Genomic DNA, 22,902 nt, shown 5'->3' with positions numbered 1-22,902 from the left:
CTGGGCTCGTGTGCGTGTCCTCAACCGCAGCGCGAGTCCGTCAGTGGCCACCGCAATCTGCGCCCCTTCTGCCCCAGGGCGGGAGTCCGCAGTATTCGACACACCCGACCGCGTGGGTCGGCGATGTTCCAGGTTAGTTTCACGAACGGCACACAGAAACCGGAGAAGTAGTGCCTACGATCCAGCAGCTGGTCCGGAAGGGCCGGCAGGACAAGGTCGAGAAGAACAAGACGCCCGCGCTCGAGGGTTCGCCCCAGCGTCGCGGTGTCTGCACGCGTGTGTTCACGACCACCCCGAAGAAGCCGAACTCGGCCCTCCGTAAGGTCGCGCGTGTGCGTCTGACCTCCGGCATCGAGGTCACGGCCTACATCCCGGGTGAGGGACACAACTTGCAGGAGCACTCCATCGTGCTCGTGCGTGGTGGCCGTGTGAAGGACCTGCCGGGTGTTCGTTACAAGATCATCCGCGGTTCGCTCGACACCCAGGGTGTCAAGAACCGCAAGCAGGCCCGCAGCCGCTACGGCGCCAAGAAGGAGAAGTAAGAATGCCTCGTAAGGGCCCCGCCCCGAAGCGCCCGGTCATCATCGACCCGGTCTACAGCTCTCCTCTTGTCACCTCGCTGATCAACAAGATCCTCCTCGACGGCAAGCGTTCCACCGCCGAGCGGATCGTGTACGGCGCCATGGAAGGCCTCCGCGAGAAGACCGGCAACGACCCGGTCATCACGCTGAAGCGCGCGCTTGAGAACGTCAAGCCCTCGCTCGAGGTCAAGTCCCGCCGTGTCGGTGGCGCCACCTACCAGGTGCCGATCGAGGTCAAGCCCGGTCGCGCCTCCACCCTCGCTCTGCGCTGGCTCGTCGGTTACTCCCGCGCCCGCCGCGAGAAGACCATGACCGAGCGCCTCATGAACGAACTGCTCGACGCCTCCAACGGCCTCGGCGCTTCGGTCAAGAAGCGTGAGGACACCCACAAGATGGCCGAGTCCAACAAGGCCTTCGCGCACTACCGCTGGTAGTCGCTACCCCCATCGAGACCGAGAGAAGACTGAGCCTTATGGCCACCACTTCGCTTGACCTGGCCAAGGTCCGCAACATTGGGATCATGGCCCACATCGACGCGGGCAAGACGACCACCACTGAGCGGATCCTCTTCTACACCGGTGTGAGCTACAAGATCGGTGAAGTCCACGACGGCGCTGCCACGATGGACTGGATGGAGCAGGAGCAGGAGCGCGGCATCACGATCACGTCCGCCGCGACGACCTGCCACTGGCCGCTCAACAATGTTGACCACACCATCAACATCATCGACACCCCGGGTCACGTCGACTTCACCGTCGAGGTGGAGCGTTCGCTCCGCGTCCTCGACGGCGCCGTCACCGTGTTCGACGGTGTCGCGGGCGTCGAGCCGCAGTCCGAGACCGTCTGGCGTCAGGCGGACCGCTACGGCGTGCCGCGTATCTGCTTCGTCAACAAGCTCGACCGCACCGGTGCGGACTTCTTCCGCTGCGTCGAGATGATCGTGGACCGCCTCGGCGCGACCCCGATCGTCATGCAGCTCCCCATCGGCGCCGAAGCGGACTTCACGGGCGTTGTCGACCTCGTGTCGATGAAGGCCTTCGTGTACCCCGAAGAGGCCGCCAAGGGCGAGATGTACAACGTCGTCGAGATCCCGGACAACCTCAAGGAGTCCGCCGCCGAGTGGCGCGGCAAGCTCCTGGAGGCCGTGGCCGAGAACGACGACGCCATGATGGAGCTGTACCTGGAGGGCAACGAGCCCACCCAGGAGCAGCTGCACGAGGCGATCCGCCGCATCACCCTGGCGTCGAAGGGTGGCGCCGACTCCGTCACCGTCACCCCCGTGTTCTGTGGCACCGCGTTCAAGAACAAGGGCGTCCAGCCCCTGCTCGACGCGGTCGTGCGCTACCTGCCCTCCCCCCTGGACGTCGAGGCCATCGAGGGCCACGACGTCAAGGACCCGGAGCTGGTCATCAAGCGCAAGCCCTCGGACGACGAGCCGTTCTCCGGCCTGGCGTTCAAGATCGCGAGCGACCCGCACCTCGGCAAGCTCACCTTCGTCCGGATCTACTCCGGTCGCCTGGAGGCCGGCACCGCGGTGCTGAACTCCGTCAAGGGCAAGAAGGAGCGCATCGGCAAGATCTACCGTATGCACGCGAACAAGCGTGAGGAGATCCAGTCGGTGGGCGCGGGCGACATCATCGCCGTCATGGGCCTGAAGCAGACCACCACCGGTGAGACGCTGTGTGACGACAAGAACCCGGTCATCCTGGAGTCCATGGACTTCCCGGCGCCGGTCATTCAGGTCGCCATCGAGCCCAAGTCCAAGGGTGACCAGGAGAAGCTGGGTGTCGCCATCCAGCGTCTCTCGGAGGAGGACCCCTCCTTCCAGGTGCACTCCGACGAGGAGACCGGCCAGACCATCATCGGTGGTATGGGCGAGCTTCACCTCGAGGTGCTCGTCGACCGCATGAAGCGCGAGTTCCGCGTCGAGGCGAACGTCGGCAAGCCCCAGGTCGCGTACCGCGAGACGATCCGCAAGGCCGTCGAGCGGATCGACTTCACGCACAAGAAGCAGACTGGTGGTACCGGCCAGTTCGCGAAGGTGCAGATCGCGATCGAGCCGATCGAGGGCGGCGACGCCTCGTACGAGTTCGTCAACAAGGTCACCGGTGGCCGCATCCCCCGTGAGTACATTCCCTCGGTGGACGCGGGTGCTCAGGAAGCCATGCAGTTCGGCATCCTGGCCGGTTACGAGATGGTCGGCGTCCGCGTCACCCTTCTCGACGGTGGTTACCACGAGGTCGACTCCTCGGAGCTCGCCTTCAAGATCGCCGGTTCGCAGGCGTTCAAGGAGGGTGCCCGCAAGGCCTCTCCCGTGCTCCTGGAGCCGATGATGGCCGTCGAGGTCACCACGCCCGAGGACTACATGGGCGATGTCATCGGCGACCTCAACTCCCGCCGTGGCCAGATCCAGGCCATGGAGGAGCGCAGCGGCGCTCGCGTCGTGAAGGGCCTCGTGCCCCTCTCGGAGATGTTCGGCTACGTCGGAGACCTCCGCAGCAAGACCTCGGGTCGCGCAAGCTACTCGATGCAGTTCGACTCCTACGCCGAGGTTCCGCGGAACGTCGCCGAGGAGATCATCGCGAAGGCCAAGGGCGAGTAACTCTCCCGAGCTCACGCTTTAGGCTTGTCACCGGAGCCCGGTGGGCATGCGGCACAGCGCGTCAGCACTGTGCCGCATGCCCCCGGCCCCGGCACCCCAGCAAAGATCACCCTGGCGCCGATGAAGCAAGGCGTACAGAACCACTCAGGAGGACCCCAGTGGCGAAGGCAAAGTTCGAGCGGACTAAGCCCCACGTCAACATCGGCACCATCGGTCACATCGACCACGGTAAGACGACCCTCACGGCCGCCATTACCAAGGTGCTGCACGACGCGTACCCGGACCTGAACGAGGCCTCGGCCTTCGACCAGATCGACAAGGCTCCCGAAGAGCGCCAGCGCGGTATCACCATCTCCATCGCGCACGTCGAGTACCAGACGGAGTCGCGTCACTACGCGCACGTCGACTGCCCGGGTCACGCGGACTACATCAAGAACATGATCACGGGTGCCGCGCAGATGGACGGCGCCATCCTCGTGGTCGCCGCCACCGACGGCCCGATGCCGCAGACCAAGGAGCACGTGCTCCTGGCCCGCCAGGTCGGCGTCCCCTACATCGTCGTCGCCCTGAACAAGGCCGACATGGTGGACGACGAGGAGATCCTGGAGCTCGTCGAGCTCGAGGTCCGTGAGCTCCTCTCCGAGTACGAGTTCCCGGGCGACGACGTTCCGGTCGTCAAGGTCTCGGCGCTCAAGGCGCTCGAGGGCGACAAGGAGTGGGGCGAGTCCGTCCTCAACCTGATGAAGGCTGTCGACGAGGCCATCCCGCAGCCCGAGCGTGACGTCGAGAAGCCGTTCCTCATGCCGATCGAGGACGTCTTCACGATCACCGGTCGCGGTACGGTCGTCACCGGCCGCATCGAGCGTGGTGTCCTGAAGGTCAACGAGACCGTCGACATCGTCGGTATCAAGACCGAGAAGACCACCACCACGGTCACCGGCATCGAGATGTTCCGCAAGCTGCTCGACGAGGGCCAGGCCGGTGAGAACGTCGGTCTGCTCCTCCGTGGCATCAAGCGCGAGGACGTCGAGCGCGGCCAGGTCATCATCAAGCCCGGCTCGGTCACCCCGCACACCGAGTTCCAGGCGCAGTCCTACATCCTGTCGAAGGACGAGGGTGGCCGTCACACCCCGTTCTTCAACAACTACCGCCCGCAGTTCTACTTCCGTACCACGGACGTGACGGGCGTTGTGACCCTTCCCGAGGGCACCGAGATGGTCATGCCGGGTGACAACACCCTCATGGACGTCGCGCTGATCCAGCCGGTCGCCATGGAAGAGGGCCTGAAGTTCGCCATCCGTGAGGGTGGCCGGACCGTGGGCGCCGGCCAGGTCACCAAGATCATCAAGTAGTTTCTGCTTGGTCCTTGGACCTGGTGGCTCACTGAGCCGCACGAAGGGCCCCGCACCTCGGAAGAGGTGCGGGGCCCTTCGCCTTTCCCGGAAGCCGTAGGCGTACGGAGGCGGGTTCGCGGGTCCGTACGCCTACGGGCGCGGCACGAGAGCCCCCGCCCCCGCCCCCGCCCGCGGCACGGTCGCGGTCAGGGTGAACGTCCCGTCCTCGGCTCCGGCGGTGAACTCCCCGCCCAGCGCCAGGACCCGTCCGCTGAGCCCCGCCAGCCCCGTGCCCTGCCTCCCGGGCACCGGCGGAGCGGCCTCGGCGCCGTCGTTGCGGACCGTCAGCCGGACCGCCGTCCCGTCCGTGCGCAGGGTGATCGAGCAGTGCGTGGCCCGGCTGTGCTGGAGTACGTTGCCGACGGCCTCGCGCAGGACGAAGCGCAGGCAGCCCACGACCGCCGGCGCGGCCTCGGGCCGGGGCGGCAGCACGGTCCGCACCTCCACGCCGGACGCGGTGAGGACCCGCTGTGCGTGCGCGAGCTCCTCGGAGAGCGAGAGGCCGCCGCCGTCCGGCCGGCTGATGGAACGTACGTCGTCGTGGAGCCGCCGCGACAGGGCGACGATCTCGGTCAGGGCGGCCCGCTCCTGCCCGGGACCGGCCGCCGGGCCGCCGCCGCGCAGCGCCGCCTCGCCCTGGAGCGTGATCGCCGCGAGCGACGACCCGACCAGATCGTGCAGGTCCTGCCGCATCCGCGCCCGCTCCCGCTGCTCGGCCAGATGTGCCGCGTGTTCCCTGCTGCTGTGCAGCCGGGCCGCGAGCAGCGCCAGGTGGGCCACGGCGAAGACGGTGCTCGCGGTGATCGCCGTACCGAGCATGACGCTGAGCGGGCTGCGGTTGGTGGCGATCAGCCCGCTGGCGACCAGCAAGGGCCCGCTGGCCCCGACCGCCAGGGCGAGCGGTACGGAGGTGTTCGGCGGCAGGGTCAGCAGGACGGCCCCGGCGAGGAAGCCCAGCAGGCTCAGCCACCGGTGGTTGAAGAGCAGCAGCGGGAGGTAGGTCAGCACCGCCTGGACGAGCAGGAGTCCCCATCGCCAGCGGTAGGGCAGCCGGTACGGAGGTGGCGCGTACTGGCCCAGCATGAGCGCGGGCATCAGCACCAGCACGGTCAGACCGGCGACCACCGTGCGCCTGCCGAGCGGCGAGGCCGCCACGTCCAGGGCGACGAGCGCGAGCGAGCCGACCACCAGGACGACGAGCGCTCCGACGGCCACTTTGGTGCCCTGGGGCGCGGCTTCCTTGAGGCGTACCGGACGCCGCATGCCTACCTTCCCCCTTCCGGTCCGCGTGCCCGACAGCGGGAAAGCCCGTGCGTCCGACTTCGTGAAAGCTTCACTTCTTCACCACGGTTCCCCCTGCTTTGATCGCCTCTGTTTCGTGCCCACTACAACAGAGAGTTGTCCGACGTGTCGGAGCACATACCTCCCGCCTCCGGGTGGGAGGGCTCATCGTTGGCCCTGCAACGGCGAAGACGGCTTCTGCCGCAGATCGCCCTCGGCGCGGCCATGGTGCTCGCGGTGGAGATGGCGCTGCTGACCGAGAGCGGCCAGGCCGTGGCCCTCACCCAGCAGGCGGCCAAGGCGCCGGTCGAGGAGAAGCCGGTACCCGAGGGGCCCCGCGAAGCCGCGGACGTCCTCTCGGCGAAGGTGGCCGCCAAACTGTACGGCAGGCGGGTCGAGGCGCTGTCCGAGCGCACCGAGACCTCCACGACCTGGGTGAACAAGGACGGTTCGCTCACCACCGAGCTGACGGCCGGTCCGGTCCGCTTCGAGGAGAACGGCGCCTGGACGGACGTCGACGTCGAACTCCGGGAGACGGCCGGCGGCGGCGTCGAGGCCAAGGCCCACCCGAACGGCCTGAGCCTGGCGGGCAAGGGCGGCGCGCTGCCGCGCTCGGTGCGCGAGGCGGACCGCGCCCCCGCTCGCGACCTGGTCACCCTCGGCGAGGGCGACGAGCGGATCACGCTCCAGTGGAAGGGCGGACTGCCCGCGCCCGAGCTGGACGGGACGCGTGCCACCTACCCTGAGGCGCTGCCGGGCGCGGACGTCGTCGTCGAGTCGACCCGTACGGGCTTCGAGCAGTACGTCGAGATCAAGAAGCGTCCGGCCGAGGGCTACTCGTACACCCTGCCGCTCAAGGCCAAGGGCCTCACCGCGAAGGAACAGCCTGACGGCAGCGTGCTGTTCACCGACCGGAAGAACGGCAAACGCGCTGTGATGCCCGCGCCGGTGATGTGGGACGCCACCGTCGACAAGGTCTCCGGCGAGCACACCCGCCGGGTGCCGGTGGCGATGAAGGTGGTGCCCCGGAAGGCCGCCGTCGACCTGGTCGTCACCCCGGACGCGGAATTTCTCGCCGACCCGGAGACGAAGTACCCGGTGACGGTCGACCCGTCGACCTCGTCGCTGTCGAACGTCTTCGACACGTACGTCCAGCAGGGCGAGACCCGTGACTGGTCCACCGATGTAGAGCTGGACTTCGGCAACCCCGGTACGACGAACGCGAACGGCACGCCCCGTACCGCCCAGTCCTTCATCACCTGGAACACCGCGCCGATCGCCGACGCCCTGGTCTCCAGCGCCAAGCTGAGCCTGTGGAACTTCCACTCGGCCAACACCACCTGTGCTGCCCAGCCGTGGCAGGTCTGGTCCTCGCCGGCCGCGACGACGGCCAGCCGGTGGACCAACCGGCCGACGATGACCGCGCTGAAGGCGGAGTCCACCGAGACGCGCGGCAACACCGCCTGCACCGGCCAGCCGGACGGCTGGATCAACGCGAACGTGACCACGCTGGCCCAGGAGTGGGCCGGAGCCAAGGCCACCCGCGGGCACCTCGGCATCCGGGCCAAGAGCGAGACCACGGTCGCGCAGTGGAAGCGGGTGAACTCCGCCAACGCCGCGAAGAACCCGCCGAAGCTGTCGGTGACGTACAACTTCCGGCCGCGTACCGGCACCAAGCAGGAGGCGGGACCGCCGTTCTTCTCCTACTCCGGCGCCTACATGGTCAACACCCTGACGCCGACGCTGCGCGACACCTTCGTCGACGCCGACGGTGACAAGGTCAACGGCACCTTCCAGATCTTCGACAACGCCACGAACACGCAGGTCGGCTCGCCGATCGTGTCGAAGTACGTCGCGTCCGGGCAGGCCGCGTCGGTGACCGTACCGGCGGGGCTGCTGGCCGAGGGCAAGACGTACAAGTTCCGTACGAACCCCTACGACGGCACGCACTACAACACCGGCTGGTCGGAGTGGAAGACCTTCACGGTCGACACCAGGGCCCCCTCCGCGCCCACGAGGATCGTCTCCACCGACTACCCCACCGGGCAGTGGGTCAAGGGCGCCGGGCAGCCGGGCACCTTCACGGTGACCCCGCCGGGCGGCTCCGACCACAACTGGCTGGAGTGGTCCCTCGACGGCGTGACCTGGACCAAGGTCGTCACCGGCGGCGCCGCCGCGAACAAGGCGATCACCGTCACTCCGCCGAAGAACGGCAGCCACACCCTCCAGGTGCGCTCCGTCGACAAGGCGGACAACAAGTCCGAGGCGCTGGAGTACGTCTTCCACGCCGGCTCGGGCGGCTTCGTCCAGCCCTCGGAGGGGGAGCGGACCGCGCGTCGGCTGCCGCTGGTCGCCGAGGCCGAGGCCGGCAAGTACACCGCCGTCGCCTTCTCCTGGCGCCGCTCCGAGGCCGACCCCTGGGTACGGATCCCGGTCGGCGACGTCACGTCCGGCGGCAGCGCGCTGAGCGCCTGGCCCGTCCCGCTGACGAACGGGCGCAACGCCCCGCTGGTGTGGAACGCCACCAGTACGGTCGACCCGGACGGCACGATCCAGCTCAAGGCCGACTTCACCGGCCCGAACTCCGCGGCCGACAGCACGGCGCCGCTGACCGCGGTCGTGGACCGCAACGCGGACGGCGCGGCCACCACCGAGGTCGGCCCGGGCTCGGTCAACCTGCTGACCGGCAACTACACGCTCTCCGAGACCGATGTGTCGCTCTTCGACCTGTCGGTGTCGCGCACAGCCGCCTCGCGCACCCCGAACCGGGGCGCCGACCAGGAGGGCCAGGCCGCGATCTTCGGCAAGGAGTGGGTCTCCGGCACCGCCGCCGAGGCCACCGAGTCGGACTACAGCCACGTCCGGCGCATCTCCGACACCGCGGTCGACGTGGTGCTGGAGGAGGGCGACGCGATCCACTTCACCGCGAACGCGGCGAAGAACGGCTGGATCCCGGAGCCCGGTTCCGAGGACCTGACCCTCAAGGGCAGTGTGAGCGGCACGTTCACGCTCTCCGACACCGAGGGAACGGTCACCACCTTCGCCAAGGCGGACGCAACGGCGACCACCTGGCAGGTCAGCACCACACTCTTCGACGGTATCGCCAACTCCACCACCAAGGTGATCTCCGAGACCGTCACGGTCGACGGCAAGAAGCTCGCCCGCCCCAAGCGGATCATCGCCCCGACCACGGCCGCCACCACCGCCGCGTGCGAAACGACGCCCGCGACCAAGGGCTGCAAGGTCCTGGAGTTCATCTACGCGACCACCACCACGGCCACCGGCACGGAGACCAACGCCCAGTTCGGCGACTTCACCGGCCAGGTCCGCGAGATCCGCGTCTGGACCACCAGCCCCGGCGCCTCCGCCGCCACGGCCACCGCCGTGGCGACCTACCGCTACGACTCCAACGGCAGCCTGCGCCAGCAGTGGGACCCCCGCCTCAGCCAGGCGTCCCAGACCCAGTACGCCTACCACGGCGGCCGGGTCACCTGGATGCAGCAGCAGAGCCAACTCCCGTACACCTTCACGTACGGCAACGCCGGAGCCGGTACGGCCCCCGGCGACGGGATGCTGCTGAAGTCCTCGCGACAGGCCCTCAAGCAGGGCACGGCCGAGACGGTCGAGGGCAACGCCACCACGAGCGTCGTCTACGGTGTCCCGCTCACCGGCGCCAAGGCGCCGTACGCCATGGGTGCGGCTTCCGTAGCGGCCTGGGGGCAGCTCGACCACCCCACGGACGCCACCGCCGTCTTCCCCGCCGACGCCGTCCCGGCCTCGCACGACGCCGAGAATCTGGTGTCCGGCGGATACCGGCGCGCCACGGTGACCTATCTCAACGCCTCCGGCCGTACGGTCAACTCGGCCGCGCCCGGCGGCCACATCTCGGCCACCGAGTACGACCGCTTCGGCAACACCGTCCGTGAGCTGACCGCGGGCAACCGGGCGCTGGCGCTCGGCGCCACGGCGGACGAGCAGGACGTCCTCACCGACCTCGGCATCGTCGGCCGCTCGGCCGCCGAGCGGGCCCAGCTGCTCTCCACCACGTCCTTCTACGACGAGCGCGGGACGCGGGAACTGGAGCAGTTCGGCCCGATCCGCCGGGTGGACCTGACCGAGGACCTCAAGGAGGGCAGCACCGTCCTGGTCGCCTCCGGCACCTCGGTCCCGGCCCGTTCGTGGACGGTGAAGGAGTACGACGAGGGCCGCCCGACCGACGGCACGGCCACGGTCAGGGACCAGGTCACCCTGACTGTCACCGGCGCCCGGGTCCGCGACTACTACTCGGCCATGGGGGAGAAGCGGGTCGAGGCCACCCAGTACGACTGGGTGAGGGGATTGCCGACCCTCACCACCAAGGACGCCGGCGGTCTCGACCTGACCACCACGACCGGCTACGACGGCCAGGGCCGGATCACCTCCCAGGTGCTGCCGGGAGGGACGGGCAGCGACGCCGCGACCCGGATCACGGAGTACTGGTCGGCGACCGGAACCGGCTGGTGCAAGGGGCGTCCCGAGTGGGCGGACCGGGTGTGCTGGACCGGACCGGCCGGTGACATCACCGGTGGTGGCGCCCAGCCGAACAAGCTGGTGAACACCACCGCGGAGTACGACCGCTGGGGCAACCCGGCCACCGTCACCGACGAGGTCGGCGGGGTGTCCCGGACGACCTCGACGACGTACGACGCCGCCGGGCGCAAGATCTACGAAACGGTGACAGGGGGCCTCGGCCAAGCCGTTCCGGAGTCCACCACCGAGTACGACGCGGCCACCGGGCAGGTCACCAAGGTCATCTCGCCCACCGGCGGGACGATCACCAAGGCGTACGACAAGCTCGGCCGCCTGATCTCCTACACCGACGCCGACGGCGGTGTCACGAGGACCGAGTACGACCTGCTCGACCGCAAGGTCAAGGTCACCGACTCGGTCCCGTCCACCGTGACGTACACCTACGACCACAGTGCCGAGCCGCGCGGTCTGGCCACGCGGACCACGGACTCCGTCGCCGGGGCCTTCTCCGCGACCTACGACTCCGACGGCTCCGTCACCTCCGAGAAGCTGCCCGGCGGCTACACGCTGAGCGTCACCGAGGACACCACCGGCTCCACCGCCTCGCGCGTCTACACACGCGACAGCGACGGCACCACCGTCTTCAGCGACCGGGTCAGCCAGTCCGTCCACGATCAGGTCACCGGTCACCAGGGCTGGTCCAGCCAGACCTACCGCTACGACCGGGCCGGCCGGCTGACCGGTGTCGACGACACGGCCGGCGAGGTCTGCACCCGCCGCGCCTACACCTTCGACAAGCGCACCAACCGCACCGCCCTGTCCACGTCGGCCGCCGCCCCCGGCGCCGACTGCACCTCCACGGGAGCCACCTCCACCGCCTACACCTACGACAGCGCCGACCGGCTCATCGGGTCCGGCCACACCTACGACGCCTTCGGCCGCACCACCGCGCTGCCGGGCAGCACCATCGGCTACTACGCCAACGACCTGGTCCACCGGCAGACGGCCGGCGACCAGCGCCAGACCTGGCAGCTCGACGCCGGACTGCGCTTCCGCTCCTGGACGGTGGAGACGGGCTCCGGCACCACCTGGACCCGCACCGGCTCCAAGCTCAACCACTACGACGGCGACGGCGACAACCCGCGCTGGATCGAGGAGGACACCGGCACCGGGGCGCTGAGCCGCAATGTCGAGGCAGCCTCGGGCGACCTCGCGGCCACCACGACCAGGGTCGGCGACACGGTGCTCCAGCTCACCACCGTCCACGGTGACGTGGCCCTCCAGCTCCCGCTGGACCCGGAGAAGGCTCCGGTCGTCCTGGACAGCGACGAGTACGGCAACCCCCGCGAGGGCCAGGAAGCCACCCGCTACACCTGGCTCGGCGCCAAGCAGCGCGCCACGGAGACCCTGACGGGTCTCACGCTCATGGGGGTGCGTCTGTACAACCCGGTCACCGGTCGTTTCCTGTCGGTGGACCCGGTGTACGGGGGCAACCTGAACGCCTACGAGTACGCGCATGCCGATCCCCTCAACCGGTTCGACCTGGACGGGAAGGCGAGCTGGAGGGGTGCTTGGAAAGCCACAAAGAGCTTCGCAAGGAAGACATGGTCCGAGAACAAGCAGACCATCATCTCCTGGGCCGTGGGCATCGCCGTCACGGGCGCGTGCGCATACGTTGTGCGCGGCCCGTACGCGTCAGGCTGCTCATGGTTGGGAGGAGCGGTCGGTGGTGCGGTCGGGTACCGCTACGCGGTGAAGAAGCGCAGCCGCGGCGGCTATGTGCGCGCCGCGGGGGTCGGTGCAGTCACGATGGGCATCGGTGGGAGTTCCTTCAGAAGCGGCTACAGGTTCTTCAGGGGCGGAGGTAAACGGCGTGGCAACTGGCGCTGGAGGTAGACGCTGTGACTGCCGGCACCATCGACAGGCCTTGCCGCCCCATCGCGTCGCGGCCATTCGTCCAGTCGTCCTTCTCCGAGACCTGAGGTCCTCATGAACCGCCTGCTCAAAGCTGTTGCGGCAACGGCAATACTCGCCTGCGTCGCTGTGGTGGCGCTGGGGCTGACCGCACGCGTTCCGGCTCAGTCGGAGTCCGGTTCCCTTCTCCGCACGGCTGTAGGAGGACTTCTGGCCGTGCTGACGATCGGTTGGTTCCTGTTCATCAGAAACTTGTTCCGGTCCGGAGCCGGCAAACGGAAGTGATCCGAAACCACTGAATGCGGGGTGGAAGTTCCACGGGAACTTCCACCCCGCCGCACATCGGATCACCAGCGACGGACGTGAACATCTCACTCCCCCCGGCCCGCACCGCATGGTGGTATCGATTCCGACCGATCCGCGCTGCCCGCCCACAAGGCGGTCACGGCGCGACTCAGCTGGGAATCACGGGGTCATGAGCGGACGGACCGAACACGAGAGAACCGAAGTGGCCGCTGTCTGGGCGGTCGCCGGGGTGGTGTACGCCCTCGCCGTCCTGTGCGCGGTGCTCCGGGGACCGTGGACGCTGCTCTACTTCCTGCCCGCGCTGCTCGGAGTCCTGGTCGCGGTGTGGTGCGTACGGCGGGGAGTCCTCGTCGCCGTGAACGCCCGGGCCGTGGGCGATAATCGAATCTGTGATCAGGGTGCTGGTGGTCGACGACCATGACGTGGTGCGGTCCGGTCTGACGGCACTCCTGTCGGCCGAACTCGGCATCGAGGTGGCCGGCCAGGCGGCGGACGGCCCCGCCGCGCTCGCCGAGGCGGAGCGGGTGCGCCCGGATGTGGCGCTCCTCGACATCGATCTGCCCGGCCTGGACGGGATAGCCGTGGCCGACCAGCTCGTACGGGCCCTGCCCTCCTGCCGTACGGTGATGCTCACCGCACTCGACCGCCCCGGCCATCTGCGCCGGGCGCTGGACGCCGGGGCATCCGGATATCTGCTGAAGAGCACGCCCCCCGCGCGGATCGCCGACGCCGTCCGGCGGATCGCCGCGGGCGGCCGGGTCATCGACCCCCGGATGCGCGGGGAGGAGCGGTCGGGGCCGAGTCCGCTCACCGACAGGGAGGCCGAGGCCCTGCGGCTCGCCGCGAGGGGCGCGCACTCCCGGGAGATCGCCGCCGACCTGTTCCTCAGCGTGGGCACCGTACGCAACCGGCTCTCATCGGCGGTCGGCAAGCTCCACGCCCGTACGCTCGTCGACGCCGTCCGGATCGCCACGCATCAGGGCTGGCTGTAGACCGCAGCCCCACTGTCGTGCCCATGCCCCCTTCGGTCTTGAGGTGACCCGCATGTCCCGCCTGCTTCGAGCCACCCTCGCGACCGCGGCGCTCGCGGGCCTCTTCCTCCTGCTCCTCTCCGTTCCGCGGGCGGACAACCCGCTCGTCGCTCTCGTCCTGGCCGGGCTCGGCGGCGGGGCGGCCATGGCCTGGTTCCGGTTTCTCTGGGGCCTGTACCTGGCCCCCGATCGCAGGACCGGAGGCCGCAGGTGAGGGCCGGACCGTCCGGCACCGTGCTGTCCGTGGGGCTTGCCCGCGTGGGCCCGTACATGGCTGTAGGGCCCCGGTACCTCGGGCGGTGAGGTACGGGGGCCCTACGGTTCAGGGGGACGGCGGAGCGGTCAGGTGTCCGCCGTCCCGGGTGGGGCGTTCGGGCCGGGTCCGGCTCAGACGCCCGCGATGGACTGGATCCAGGACCGGTACGCGGTGACGTTCGTGTACGCGGTCGTGGTCTGGCGGTCGCTGGTGGAGGCGACGCCGACCTGGATGCCGTTGGCGGTCATCGGGCCGCCGGAGTCGCCGCCCGCGGTGATGCCGTTGCCGCGGCGGGCGCAGATCGCCGAGCCGCCGTACGCGTCACCGCAGCCGCCGGTGACCGTCACATTGGCGACCTTCAGGTAGCGCGACTGGCAGTTCGCCTCCGAGCCGCACTGCGAGGTCGCGCCCCAGCCCCAGACCTGGACGCTCTGGCCGACGCTCACCGAGCCGGGCGAGCCGAGGCGGGAGTAGGTCGCCTGCACCGAGCGGTCCAGCCGGACGAGCGCCAGGTCCGCGCTGTGGGTGTAGGTCTGGACGCCGTTGGCGACGACACCGCCGCTGTGCTGGTCCAGGCTGCCGATACGGAACGACAGGCCGCCGCCGGTGACGCAGTGCTTGGCGGTGAGGATCCAGGTCGGCGCGATGATCGTCGCCGAACAGGTCTCTCTGCCGTTCGAGAAGAGCCGGGCGGCCCAGGGGGCGTTGGTCGCCTGGCCGCCGCCGATGATCTGGGTGGTGGGCGGCGGGGTGTCCTGGAGCGGCGGCGCGGGCGCGGCCGTCGCGGACGGTGCGAAGAGCGAGAGGACGCAGGCCGCTGCTGCGGCGACAGCGGGCATGAGCCGGGATATGCGCATGATGCCTCGTTTCGCGCGACACGCTGGGTAGGCGTGTCTGTGGGGGATGGTGGGCAACAGGGTGCCGGAGCGCGACGAGGGCGGGGTACTAACGTTTGGCCATAACGCGGCGTTATGGGGCGGGAGTTGGCGGGAAGGCGACCTCTTCTACGGGCGCCAGAGCCAGGGCGCCGCGTCCGGGCCGAAGCCCACGACGACCGGGCGGCCGTCCGCCGCGTCCAGGTGGAGGGCGGCGCCGTCCAGGGCGACCGGGCCCCGCGACCGTACGGCGGTTCCCTCGGCGGTACGCAACTGGATCCGGCCCTCCGCGGTCCGGCCGAGCAGGACCGGGCCGGCCGGCGACGCGGCGGCGCTCACCGGACCGTACCCCCCGAAGCGGGGCGCGGGGGCGGCGTCGGCGCGTACGGCCACGAGCTGTTCACGCGCGGCGGGCCGGTAGTACAGCTCCACGGACCCGTCGGGCGCGGGGAGTGCGCCGGGCGCGTGCGCGGGCACGGGGGAGCCGCTGAGCTGGGTGCGGGCGGTGACGTCGGTGTCCGGGGCGTCCTGGGTCCAGTGGTGCCCGGCATGGTGCCCGGCCGCGTACACGTGGACGCGCCCCGCCGTGTCCACGACCGCGGTCAGCCCGTCCTGGATCTCGCCGCCGCCCATGTCCCGCCAGCCGCTCCAGCGGCCGGTGACCGCGTCGCGCACCCGGGTGCTCAGGCCCTTCTCCGCGTTCCGTACGAAGAGGTGGACGCGGCCGTCCGGGGCGGTGACGGCGACCGGGGTTCCGATGCGGCGGCCGTGGTCGGGGCCCGTCGCGGGGTTGCCGAGGCCGCGCCAGGCGAGGAAGGGGCCGCCGGGGGAGCGCTGCTCCAGGAGCACGATCTCGCGTTCGTTGTCCGAGCCGTGCCCGCCGAGCGCCGCGAACCGCAGCCCGAACAGCAGCCGGCGGCCGTCCGCCGTGGCCGCCGAGCCCAGCACCGGGGCGAGCGGGCCGCCGCCGAGGTCGTCCGGCGCGTCCCAGACCCCGCTGCCGGGCGCGCTCTCGCGCCACCGGACGGCGCGCAGCCCGAGCACCCCGTAGGCGGTGAGCCGGCCGTCCGCCCCGGCGGTGACCTGGGCTCGGGGGCCCGGGTAGCGGTGGTGGGTGGAGCGCACCCACCCCTTGCGGTTGGTGAGCGGCCGGTCGCCGCCCACGTTGTAGTCGCCGCAGCCGGAGGGGTTGCCGCACTCCCAGTCGGGGGCGCCGCCGTACGGGACGAGGTGGGCGGCCTTGCGCTCCAGCACGGCCGGCGGCAGGTTCTTGGGCCAGTGCCGGTTGTAGTACCCCCGGAACGCGGCGACGACGAACCCGGGCACCGGCTCCCCGCGCCCCGTCGCCCGCGCCACCCAGCGGATCAGGGCGGCCCAGGCGAAGCACCCGGCCGCGGTGTGGTCGGCGTGGTCGGAGTACCCGCGCTGCTCGCTGTCCCGGCGGCGCTCGTACTCGCTGCTGAACTGGAGGTCCGGATCCGGGTCGAGGGTGTGCACGACGGTCGGCCGGTACCGCTCCAGCAGCCCGGTGAGGACATCGGTCAGCGACTCGTACGTGTACGAGCCAGCGCGCTCCAGCGGTGAGCCGTCGGCGACGACGGTACGCAGCACGAGCCGGCGGTCCCGCCAGAGACTGGGCAGCCCGGGGCGGCCGCGCCCGGTGTGCATCGCGGTGTTGAGGAAGACCAGCTCGACCCGGCGGACGCCGTCGGTCAGGACGTCGACCTCGGCCCGGTGACCGCCGTGCAGGGCCGCCACTGACTTCTCCCAGGGCGTGAACCGGTCGAGCCCGAGCAGCTCGGCGTACGCCTGGCGCAGGCCCTGATGGCGGGAGGAGGAGTACGCGGCCCGGTCGGGGGCCGGGCGGGGCGCGCCGGGGATCTTGTTGACGCCGTCCGCCTCACCCGCGGTGAGATACACGCAGACCAGCGGGGTCCCGGCGTCCAGGGCCTCACGGGTGTCCGGGTTCATGAAGTAGAGGTCGTCGTCCGGGTGGGCCAGCAGCTGAAGGACCAGGGCCCGCCGGGTGCTCGCTATGGCCAGCCCGGGCGCCGGATCCGCCACCGGCCCGCGCCGCCGGGGCGCGGGCACGGCGCACCCGGCGGTGGCGGCGGCAGCGCCGGCCGCTCCGGCGGCGAGGAGCAGGGTGCGCCGGGGCATCCGTGTCGGGCCCGGGACAGATCGATCCACCACGCCGCGCACCCCGTCCGCTCCCGCTTCCCCCGCAGCGGGCGAACGGCCGCCCTGTCCTGCGTCACTCCTGGCTCTTCACGCAGGTCAGCGGCGGTCGGGCCGCGCCTGCGGGGGAGTAGACGGAGACCGGGGCGAAGGGGTTGCCCGGGCGGGGAGTGGGGTTGCGCACGTGGGGCGGGGCGGGCCGCCGGGGAGGGCCGCGGGGATCCCCGTGCCGCCGGATGCGCGCCTGCGTTTGAGTCCGCGCTCGCTCGGGGTAGGATTCCCGACTCGATTGGCCAGGCCCGCGCCCCGTATGGCACACTGACCAGGTTGCTCGGTTGAGTGTCAATGCTGCGCGCCTCCCGCCGGGAGGACCGGAAGCGAGTCCCACAGTACTCGTCGGCCCTGTAGGGCCGGACGTACGGGAATCTTCCGGGAAGCAACGCAGGGCGCCGGCCAGGCACCCGGTGGGTGTTCCGCCCCCGGTTCCGCGGTCCTCGGGCCCGCACCCCCTTGGTTGGGATCTCCTCAGGGAGATTTTCGTAGAGGGGATGCGACACGCCCGACCGCGTGGGTCGGAGGGGGAGTCCAGAGAACCCCCGGGTTCCAGAGCGTTAAACAGAGAGACAGGACTACTAGTAGCCATGGCGGGACAGAAGATCCGCATCCGGCTCAAGGCCTACGACCACGAGGTCATCGACTCCTCGGCGAAGAAGATCGTCGAGACGGTGACCCGCACTGGTGCGTCGGTCGCGGGCCCGGTGCCGCTGCCCACTGAGAAGAACGTGTACTGCGTCATCAAGTCGCCGCACAAGTACAAGGACTCTCGCGAGCACTTCGAGATGCGCACCCACAAGCGCCTCATCGACATCCTCGACCCCACGCCGAAGACGGTTGACTCGCTGATGCGTCTCGACCTGCCGGCCGGCGTCGACATCGAGATCAAGCTCTGAGGGGACGGGCCGAGATGAGCAAGAACATCAAGGGCGTCCTGGGCGAGAAGCTCGGCATGACCCAGGTCTGGGACGAGAACAACCGGGTTGTCCCGGTGACCGTCGTCAAGGCCGGTCCGTGCGTCGTGACGCAGGTTCGCACCAACGACAGCGACGGCTACGAAGCGGTCCAGATCGCCTTCGGCGAGATCGACCCGCGCAAGGTGAACAAGCCCCTCAAGGGTCACTTCGCCAAGGCCGACGTCACCCCGCGCCGCCACCTGGTCGAGCTCCGCACCCCTGACGCCAGCGAGTACACGCTGGGCCAGGAGGTCACCGCCGCTGTGTTCGAGTCCGGCGTCAAGGTCGACGTCACGGGCAAGAGCAAGGGCAAGGGCTTCGCCGGTGTCATGAAGCGTCACAACTTCAAGGGCCTCGGCGCCGGGCACGGCACCCAGCGCAAGCACCGTTCCCCCGGTTCCATCGGTGGCTGCGCCACCCCTGGGCGTGTCTTCAAGGGCATGCGCATGGCGGGCCGCATGGGTAACGAGCGCGTCACCACCCAGAACCTGACCATCCACGCGGTTGACGCGGAGAAGGGTCTGCTCCTCATCAAGGGCGCGGTCCCCGGTCCGAACGGCGGCCTCGTCCTGGTCCGTACCGCGGCCAAGGGGGCTTGAGGTAATGAGCACCATTGACATCCTTTCGCCGGCAGGCGACAAGGCCGGTACCGTCGAGCTCCCCGCGGAGATCTTCGACGCGAAGACCAGCGTTCCGCTGATCCACCAGGTCGTTGTCGCTCAGCTGGCGGCTGCCCGTCAGGGCACGCACAAGACCAAGCGCCGCGGTGAAGTCCGCGGTGGTGGTAAGAAGCCTTACCGCCAGAAGGGCACCGGCCGCGCCCGTCAGGGTTCGACCCGCGCCCCGCAGTTCGCCGGTGGTGGCGTCGTCCACGGCCCGCAGCCGCGTGACTACTCGCAGCGGACCCCGAAGAAGATGAAGGCCGCCGCCCTGCGCGGTGCCCTCTCGGACCGGGCCCGTCACTCCCGTATCCACGTCGTCACCGGCGTGGTCGAGGGTGCCGCCTCCACGAAGGCCGCCAAGTCGCTGCTCGGCAAGATCTCGGAGCGCCAGAACCTGCTCCTGGTCGTCGACCGCGCCGACGAGGCCGCGTGGCTGTCCGCGCGCAACCTGCCCCAGGTGCACATCCTGGAGCCGGGCCAGCTCAACACGTACGACGTGATCGTCTCTGACGACGTGGTCTTCACCCAGGCCGCTTTCGAGTCCTTCGTGTCTGGCCCCCAGACCGCTGAGACCGAAGGGAGCGACGCCTGATGAGCGAGGCGACCGTTACCAGCAAGACGTACTCGGACCCGCGTGACGTTCTCGTCAAGCCCGTGGTCTCCGAGAAGAGCTACGCGCTGCTCGACGAGAACAAGTACACGTTCATCGTCGCGCCCGGCTCCAACAAGACCCAGATCAAGCAGGCCGTCGAGGCGGTCTTCTCGGTCAAGGTCACCGGGGTCAACACGATCAACCGGCAGGGCAAGCGCAAGCGCACCCGCACCGGTTTCGGCAAGCGCGCCGACACGAAGCGCGCCATCGTGACCCTCGCCGAGGGCGACCGTATCGACATCTTCGGCGGCCCGACCTCCTAACGGAGTTCGAGTCGTCCGGAATCGGACGAGGACTGAGAAATGGGTATCCGCAAGTACAAGCCGACGACCCCGGGCCGTCGTGGCTCCAGCGTCGCCGACTTTGTCGAGATCACGCGGTCCACGCCGGAGAAGTCGCTGGTCCGCCCCCTGCACAGCAAGGGCGGCCGTAACAACGCCGGTCGTGTGACCGTTCGCCACCAGGGTGGTGGCCACAAGCGCGCCTACCGCGTGATCGACTTCCGTCGTCACGACAAGGACGGCGTGCCGGCCAAGGTCGCGCACATCGAGTACGACCCGAACCGCACCGCGCGCATCGCGCTGCTGCACTACGCGGACGGCGAGAAGCGTTACATCGTCGCTCCCCGTGGCCTGTCGCAGGGTGACCGTGTCGAGAACGGTCCGACCGCCGACATCAAGCCCGGTAACAACCTGGCGCTGCGCAACATCCCGGTCGGTACGACCATCCACGCCATCGAGCTGCGGCCCGGCGGCGGCGCGAAGTTCGCCCGTTCCGCGGGTGCCTCCGTGCAGCTGCTGGCGAAGGAGGGCACCATGGCCCACCTTCGTATGCCGTCGGGTGAGATCCGCCTGGTCGACGCGCGCTGCCGCGCGACGATCGGTGAGGTCGGCAACGCCGAGCAGTCGAACATCAACTGGGGCAAGGCCGGCCGCATGCGCTGGAAGGGCGTCCGCCCGACCGTCCGCGGTGTCGCGATGAACCCGGTTGACCACCCGCACGGTGGTGGTGAAGGCAAGACCTCCGGTGGTCGTCACCCGGTCTCGCCGTGGGGTCAGAAGGAGGGTCGTACTCGTTCTCCCAAGAAGGCGAGCAACAAGTACATCGTCCGCCGCCGCAAGACGAACAAGAAGCGCTAGGAGCGGGTTTAGATGCCGCGCAGTCTCAAGAAGGGGCCCTTCGTCGACGGACACCTCCTCAAGAAGGTGGACGTACAGAACGAGGCAGGCACCAAGAACGTCATCAAGACCTGGTCCCGTCGCTCGATGATCGTCCCGGCCATGCTGGGTCACACCATCGCGGTGCACAACGGCAAGATCCACGTCCCGGTGTTCGTCACCGAGTCGATGGTCGGCCACAAGCTCGGCGAGTTCTCGCCGACTCGCACCTTCCGCGGCCACGTCAAGGACGACCGGAAGTCGAAGCGCCGCTAAGCGCGGGGTGGAAACGACTATGACTTACACCGAAGGGACAACCATGGAAGCCAGGGCCCAGGCGCGGTACATCCGCGTCACGCCCATGAAGGCCCGCCGCGTGGTGGACCTCATCCGTGGCATGGATGCCACGGAGGCTCAGGCGGTCCTGCGTTTCGCCCCGCAGGCCGCGAGCGTGCCGGTTGGCAAGGTGCTGGACAGCGCCATCGCCAACGCCGCACACAACTACGACCACACCGACGCCTCTTCGCTGGTCATCAGCGAGGCGTACGTGGACGAGGGTCCGACCCTGAAGCGGTTCCGTCCGCGTGCTCAGGGCCGTGCCTACCGGATCCGTAAGCGGACCAGCCACATCACCGTGGTCGTCAGCAGCAAGGAAGGAACCCGGTAATGGGCCAGAAGGTAAACCCGCACGGGTTCCGGCTCGGCATCACCACGGACTTCAAGTCCCGCTGGTACGCCGACAAGCTGTACAAGGACTACGTCAAGGAAGACGTCGCCATTCGTCGCATGATGACGAAGGGCATGGAGCGGGCCGGCATCTCGAAGGTCGAGATCGAGCGCACCCGCGACCGCGTCCGCGTTGACATCCACACCGCCCGCCCGGGCATCGTCATCGGTCGCCGCGGCGCCGAGGCCGACCGCATCCGCGGCGAGCTGGAGAAGCTGACCGGCAAGCAGGTCCAGCTGAACATCCTCGAGGTCAAGAACCCCGAGGTGGACGCTCAGCTGGTGGCCCAGGCCGTCGCCGAGCAGCTCTCCTCCCGCGTCTCCTTCCGTCGGGCCATGCGCAAGAGCATGCAGTCCTCGATGAAGGCCGGCGCCAAGGGCATCAAGATCCAGTGCGGCGGTCGCCTCGGCGGCGCCGAGATGTCCCGCTCGGAGTTCTACCGCGAGGGCCGTGTGCCCCTGCACACGCTCCGCGCGAACGTCGACTACGGCTTCTTCGAGGCCAAGACGACCTTCGGCCGCATCGGCGTGAAGGTCTGGATCTACAAGGGCGACGTCAAGAACATCGCCGAGGTTCGCGCCGAGAACGCCGCGGCCCGCGCCGGCAACCGTCCGGCTCGTGGCGGCGCTGACCGCCCGGCCGGCCGCGGTGGCCGTGGTGGCGAGCGTGGCGGTCGCGGCCGTAAGCCGCAGCAGTCGCCGGCAGCCGAGGCCCCCAAGGCCGACGCCGCCGCTGCTCCGGCTGCTGAGAGCACCGGAACGGAGGCCTGACCGAAATGCTGATCCCCCGTAGGGTCAAGCACCGCAAGCAGCACCACCCGAAGCGCAGCGGTATGTCCAAGGGTGGCACGCAGGTTGCGTTCGGCGAGTACGGCATCCAGGCGCTGACCCCGGCGTACGTGACGAACCGTCAGATCGAGTCCGCTCGTATCGCGATGACCCGTCACATCAAGCGTGGCGGCAAGGTCTGGATCAACATCTACCCGGACCGTCCCCTGACGAAGAAGCCGGCCGAGACCCGCATGGGTTCCGGTAAGGGTTCTCCCGAGTGGTGGATCGCGAACGTCAAGCCCGGTCGGGTGATGTTCGAGCTGTCCTACCCGAACGAGAAGATTGCTCGTGAGGCGCTCACCCGCGCTGCTCACAAGCTTCCGATGAAGTGCCGGATCGTTCGGCGCGAGGCAGGTGAGTCGTGATGTCGGCCGGTACCAAGGCGTCCGAGCTGCGCGAGCTGGGCGACGAGGAGCTCCTCAACAAGCTCCGCGAAGCCAAGGAAGAGCTGTTCAACCTCCGCTTCCAGGCGGCGACGGGCCAGCTCGAGAACCACGGCCGGCTCAAGTCCGTCCGTAAGGACATCGCCCGGATCTACACCCTGATGCGTGAGCGCGAGCTGGGCATCGAGACGGTGGAGAGCGCCTGATGAGCGAGAAGACTGTGACTGAGACCAACACCGACCGCGGTTTCCGCAAGACCCGTGAGGGTCTGGTCGTCAGCGACAAGATGGACAAGACCGTCGTCGTCGCTGTCGAGGACCGCGTCAAGCACGCGCTGTACGGCAAGGTCATCCGCCGTACGAACAAGCTCAAGGCCCACGACGAGCAGAACTCCGCCGGCGTCGGCGACCGCGTCCTCATCATGGAGACGCGTCCGCTGTCCGCCTCGAAGCGCTGGCGCATCGTCGAGATCCTCGAGAAGGCCAAGTAATTCCTGAGGGGTTTCCCTCAGGTCAGTTCCGCCAGGCTCGGTGAGGGAGCCGCGTAAGTCGCTT

At 69.3% G+C, this 22,902-nt stretch carries 23 protein-coding genes; 20 read left to right on the top strand and 3 right to left on the bottom strand.

Translation table 11 applies throughout. The annotated features are described in order from the left end of the window. Positions 1-170: 170 nt before the first annotated feature. From rpsL to tuf, 4 genes are all read left to right on the top strand, one after another. Positions 171-542 carry a 30S ribosomal protein S12 gene (gene rpsL / locus A3Q37_RS16310; protein WP_003948652.1) on the top strand — a complete coding sequence of 124 codons (372 nt, stop codon included), beginning with the start codon at positions 171-173 and terminating at the stop codon, positions 540-542. Between the two features lie 2 nt (positions 543-544). Then, on the top strand, positions 545-1,015 hold the full coding sequence (rpsG, locus tag A3Q37_RS16305; protein ID WP_003966970.1) for a 30S ribosomal protein S7: 471 nt from the start codon (positions 545-547) through the stop codon (positions 1,013-1,015). Between the two features lie 38 nt (positions 1,016-1,053). Further along, positions 1,054-3,183, top strand: a complete 2,130-nt coding sequence (gene fusA / locus A3Q37_RS16300; RefSeq protein WP_065484990.1) for an elongation factor G — start codon at positions 1,054-1,056, stop codon at positions 3,181-3,183. Positions 3,184-3,341: 158 nt separating this feature from the next. Beyond that, entirely contained in the window at positions 3,342-4,535 is a 1,194-nt protein-coding gene (tuf, locus tag A3Q37_RS16295; protein WP_003966968.1) for an elongation factor Tu, read from the top strand. A 132-nt stretch (positions 4,536-4,667) separates the two neighbouring features. Here the strand turns inward: tuf and A3Q37_RS16290 are convergent, their stop codons facing one another. Continuing rightward, positions 4,668-5,840, bottom strand: a complete 1,173-nt coding sequence (locus A3Q37_RS16290; RefSeq protein WP_065484988.1) for a sensor histidine kinase — start codon at positions 5,838-5,840, stop codon at positions 4,668-4,670. Between the two features lie 243 nt (positions 5,841-6,083). On the opposite strand from A3Q37_RS16290, the gene A3Q37_RS16285 reads away from it, so the two are divergent. The 5 genes from A3Q37_RS16285 (at position 6,084) to A3Q37_RS16275 (ending at position 13,832) form a co-directional block, all read left to right on the top strand. Then, positions 6,084-12,263 carry a DNRLRE domain-containing protein gene (locus A3Q37_RS16285; RefSeq protein WP_255311835.1) on the top strand — a complete coding sequence of 2,060 codons (6,180 nt, stop codon included), beginning with the start codon at positions 6,084-6,086 and terminating at the stop codon, positions 12,261-12,263. 93 nt (positions 12,264-12,356) lie between these two features. After that, the gene (locus A3Q37_RS36805; protein ID WP_141693573.1) at positions 12,357-12,566 is read left to right on the top strand and encodes a hypothetical protein; all 210 of its coding nucleotides are present in this window, start codon (positions 12,357-12,359) and stop codon (positions 12,564-12,566) included. 190 nt (positions 12,567-12,756) lie between these two features. Then, complete coding sequence (locus tag A3Q37_RS36800) at positions 12,757-13,008, top strand: hypothetical protein (protein WP_141693572.1); 252 nt, start codon at positions 12,757-12,759, stop codon at positions 13,006-13,008. Continuing rightward, positions 12,977-13,579 (top strand): response regulator transcription factor, encoded by a 603-nt coding sequence (locus tag A3Q37_RS16280; protein ID WP_065484985.1) that lies wholly within the window; start codon positions 12,977-12,979, stop codon positions 13,577-13,579. Before A3Q37_RS36800 ends, A3Q37_RS16280 begins: the two co-directional genes overlap by 32 nt. Before the next feature lie 52 nt (positions 13,580-13,631). Next, positions 13,632-13,832 (top strand): hypothetical protein, encoded by a 201-nt coding sequence (locus A3Q37_RS16275; protein ID WP_065484983.1) that lies wholly within the window; start codon positions 13,632-13,634, stop codon positions 13,830-13,832. A 173-nt stretch (positions 13,833-14,005) separates the two neighbouring features. On the opposite strand, the gene A3Q37_RS16270 is transcribed toward A3Q37_RS16275, so the two are convergent. Next, entirely contained in the window at positions 14,006-14,731 is a 726-nt protein-coding gene (locus tag A3Q37_RS16270; RefSeq protein WP_065484981.1) for a trypsin-like serine protease, read from the bottom strand. A 147-nt stretch (positions 14,732-14,878) separates the two neighbouring features. Next, positions 14,879-16,909, bottom strand: a complete 2,031-nt coding sequence (locus A3Q37_RS16265; protein ID WP_079137819.1) for a PIG-L family deacetylase — start codon at positions 16,907-16,909, stop codon at positions 14,879-14,881. A 659-nt stretch (positions 16,910-17,568) separates the two neighbouring features. Here A3Q37_RS16265 and rpsJ point away from each other — a divergent pair. The 11 genes from rpsJ to rpsQ are packed head-to-tail and all read left to right on the top strand — an operon-like array spanning position 17,569 to position 22,838. Then, positions 17,569-17,877, top strand: coding sequence for a 30S ribosomal protein S10 (gene rpsJ / locus A3Q37_RS16260; protein WP_003948644.1), 309 nt, complete (start codon positions 17,569-17,571; stop codon positions 17,875-17,877). A gap of 14 nt (positions 17,878-17,891) precedes the next feature. Further along, positions 17,892-18,536 (top strand): 50S ribosomal protein L3, encoded by a 645-nt coding sequence (gene rplC / locus A3Q37_RS16255; RefSeq protein ID WP_006126884.1) that lies wholly within the window; start codon positions 17,892-17,894, stop codon positions 18,534-18,536. Positions 18,537-18,540: 4 nt separating this feature from the next. Then, entirely contained in the window at positions 18,541-19,191 is a 651-nt protein-coding gene (gene rplD, locus A3Q37_RS16250) for a 50S ribosomal protein L4 (RefSeq protein ID WP_006126885.1), read from the top strand. Further along, complete coding sequence (rplW, locus tag A3Q37_RS16245; protein ID WP_003966958.1) at positions 19,191-19,514, top strand: 50S ribosomal protein L23; 324 nt, start codon at positions 19,191-19,193, stop codon at positions 19,512-19,514. Before rplD ends, rplW begins: the two co-directional genes overlap by 1 nt. Before the next feature lie 39 nt (positions 19,515-19,553). Next, the gene (gene rplB, locus A3Q37_RS16240) at positions 19,554-20,390 is read left to right on the top strand and encodes a 50S ribosomal protein L2 (protein WP_003966957.1); all 837 of its coding nucleotides are present in this window, start codon (positions 19,554-19,556) and stop codon (positions 20,388-20,390) included. A gap of 12 nt (positions 20,391-20,402) precedes the next feature. Beyond that, a complete protein-coding gene (gene rpsS, locus A3Q37_RS16235; protein WP_019765149.1) occupies positions 20,403-20,684 on the top strand; it encodes a 30S ribosomal protein S19 in 282 nt (93 codons plus the stop codon). A 43-nt stretch (positions 20,685-20,727) separates the two neighbouring features. Beyond that, entirely contained in the window at positions 20,728-21,075 is a 348-nt protein-coding gene (gene rplV, locus A3Q37_RS16230) for a 50S ribosomal protein L22 (RefSeq protein ID WP_004571827.1), read from the top strand. After that, complete coding sequence (gene rpsC / locus A3Q37_RS16225; protein ID WP_003966954.1) at positions 21,075-21,905, top strand: 30S ribosomal protein S3; 831 nt, start codon at positions 21,075-21,077, stop codon at positions 21,903-21,905. Before rplV ends, rpsC begins: the two co-directional genes overlap by 1 nt. Before the next feature lie 5 nt (positions 21,906-21,910). Beyond that, entirely contained in the window at positions 21,911-22,330 is a 420-nt protein-coding gene (gene rplP / locus A3Q37_RS16220; RefSeq protein ID WP_003966953.1) for a 50S ribosomal protein L16, read from the top strand. Further along, positions 22,330-22,554: a 50S ribosomal protein L29 gene (gene rpmC / locus A3Q37_RS16215; protein WP_003966952.1), complete on the top strand. Its 225-nt coding sequence runs from the start codon at positions 22,330-22,332 to the stop codon at positions 22,552-22,554. The genes rplP and rpmC overlap by 1 nt, the downstream gene beginning before the upstream one ends. Next, positions 22,554-22,838 carry a 30S ribosomal protein S17 gene (gene rpsQ / locus A3Q37_RS16210; RefSeq protein WP_003966951.1) on the top strand — a complete coding sequence of 95 codons (285 nt, stop codon included), beginning with the start codon at positions 22,554-22,556 and terminating at the stop codon, positions 22,836-22,838. Before rpmC ends, rpsQ begins: the two co-directional genes overlap by 1 nt. Positions 22,839-22,902: the final 64 nt, after the last annotated feature.

The organism is Streptomyces sp. PTY087I2, from assembly GCF_001687325.1.
Taxonomy (GTDB): Bacteria; Actinomycetota; Actinomycetes; order Streptomycetales; family Streptomycetaceae; genus Streptomyces.
This window is presented reverse-complemented; position numbering and strand designations above follow the sequence as displayed.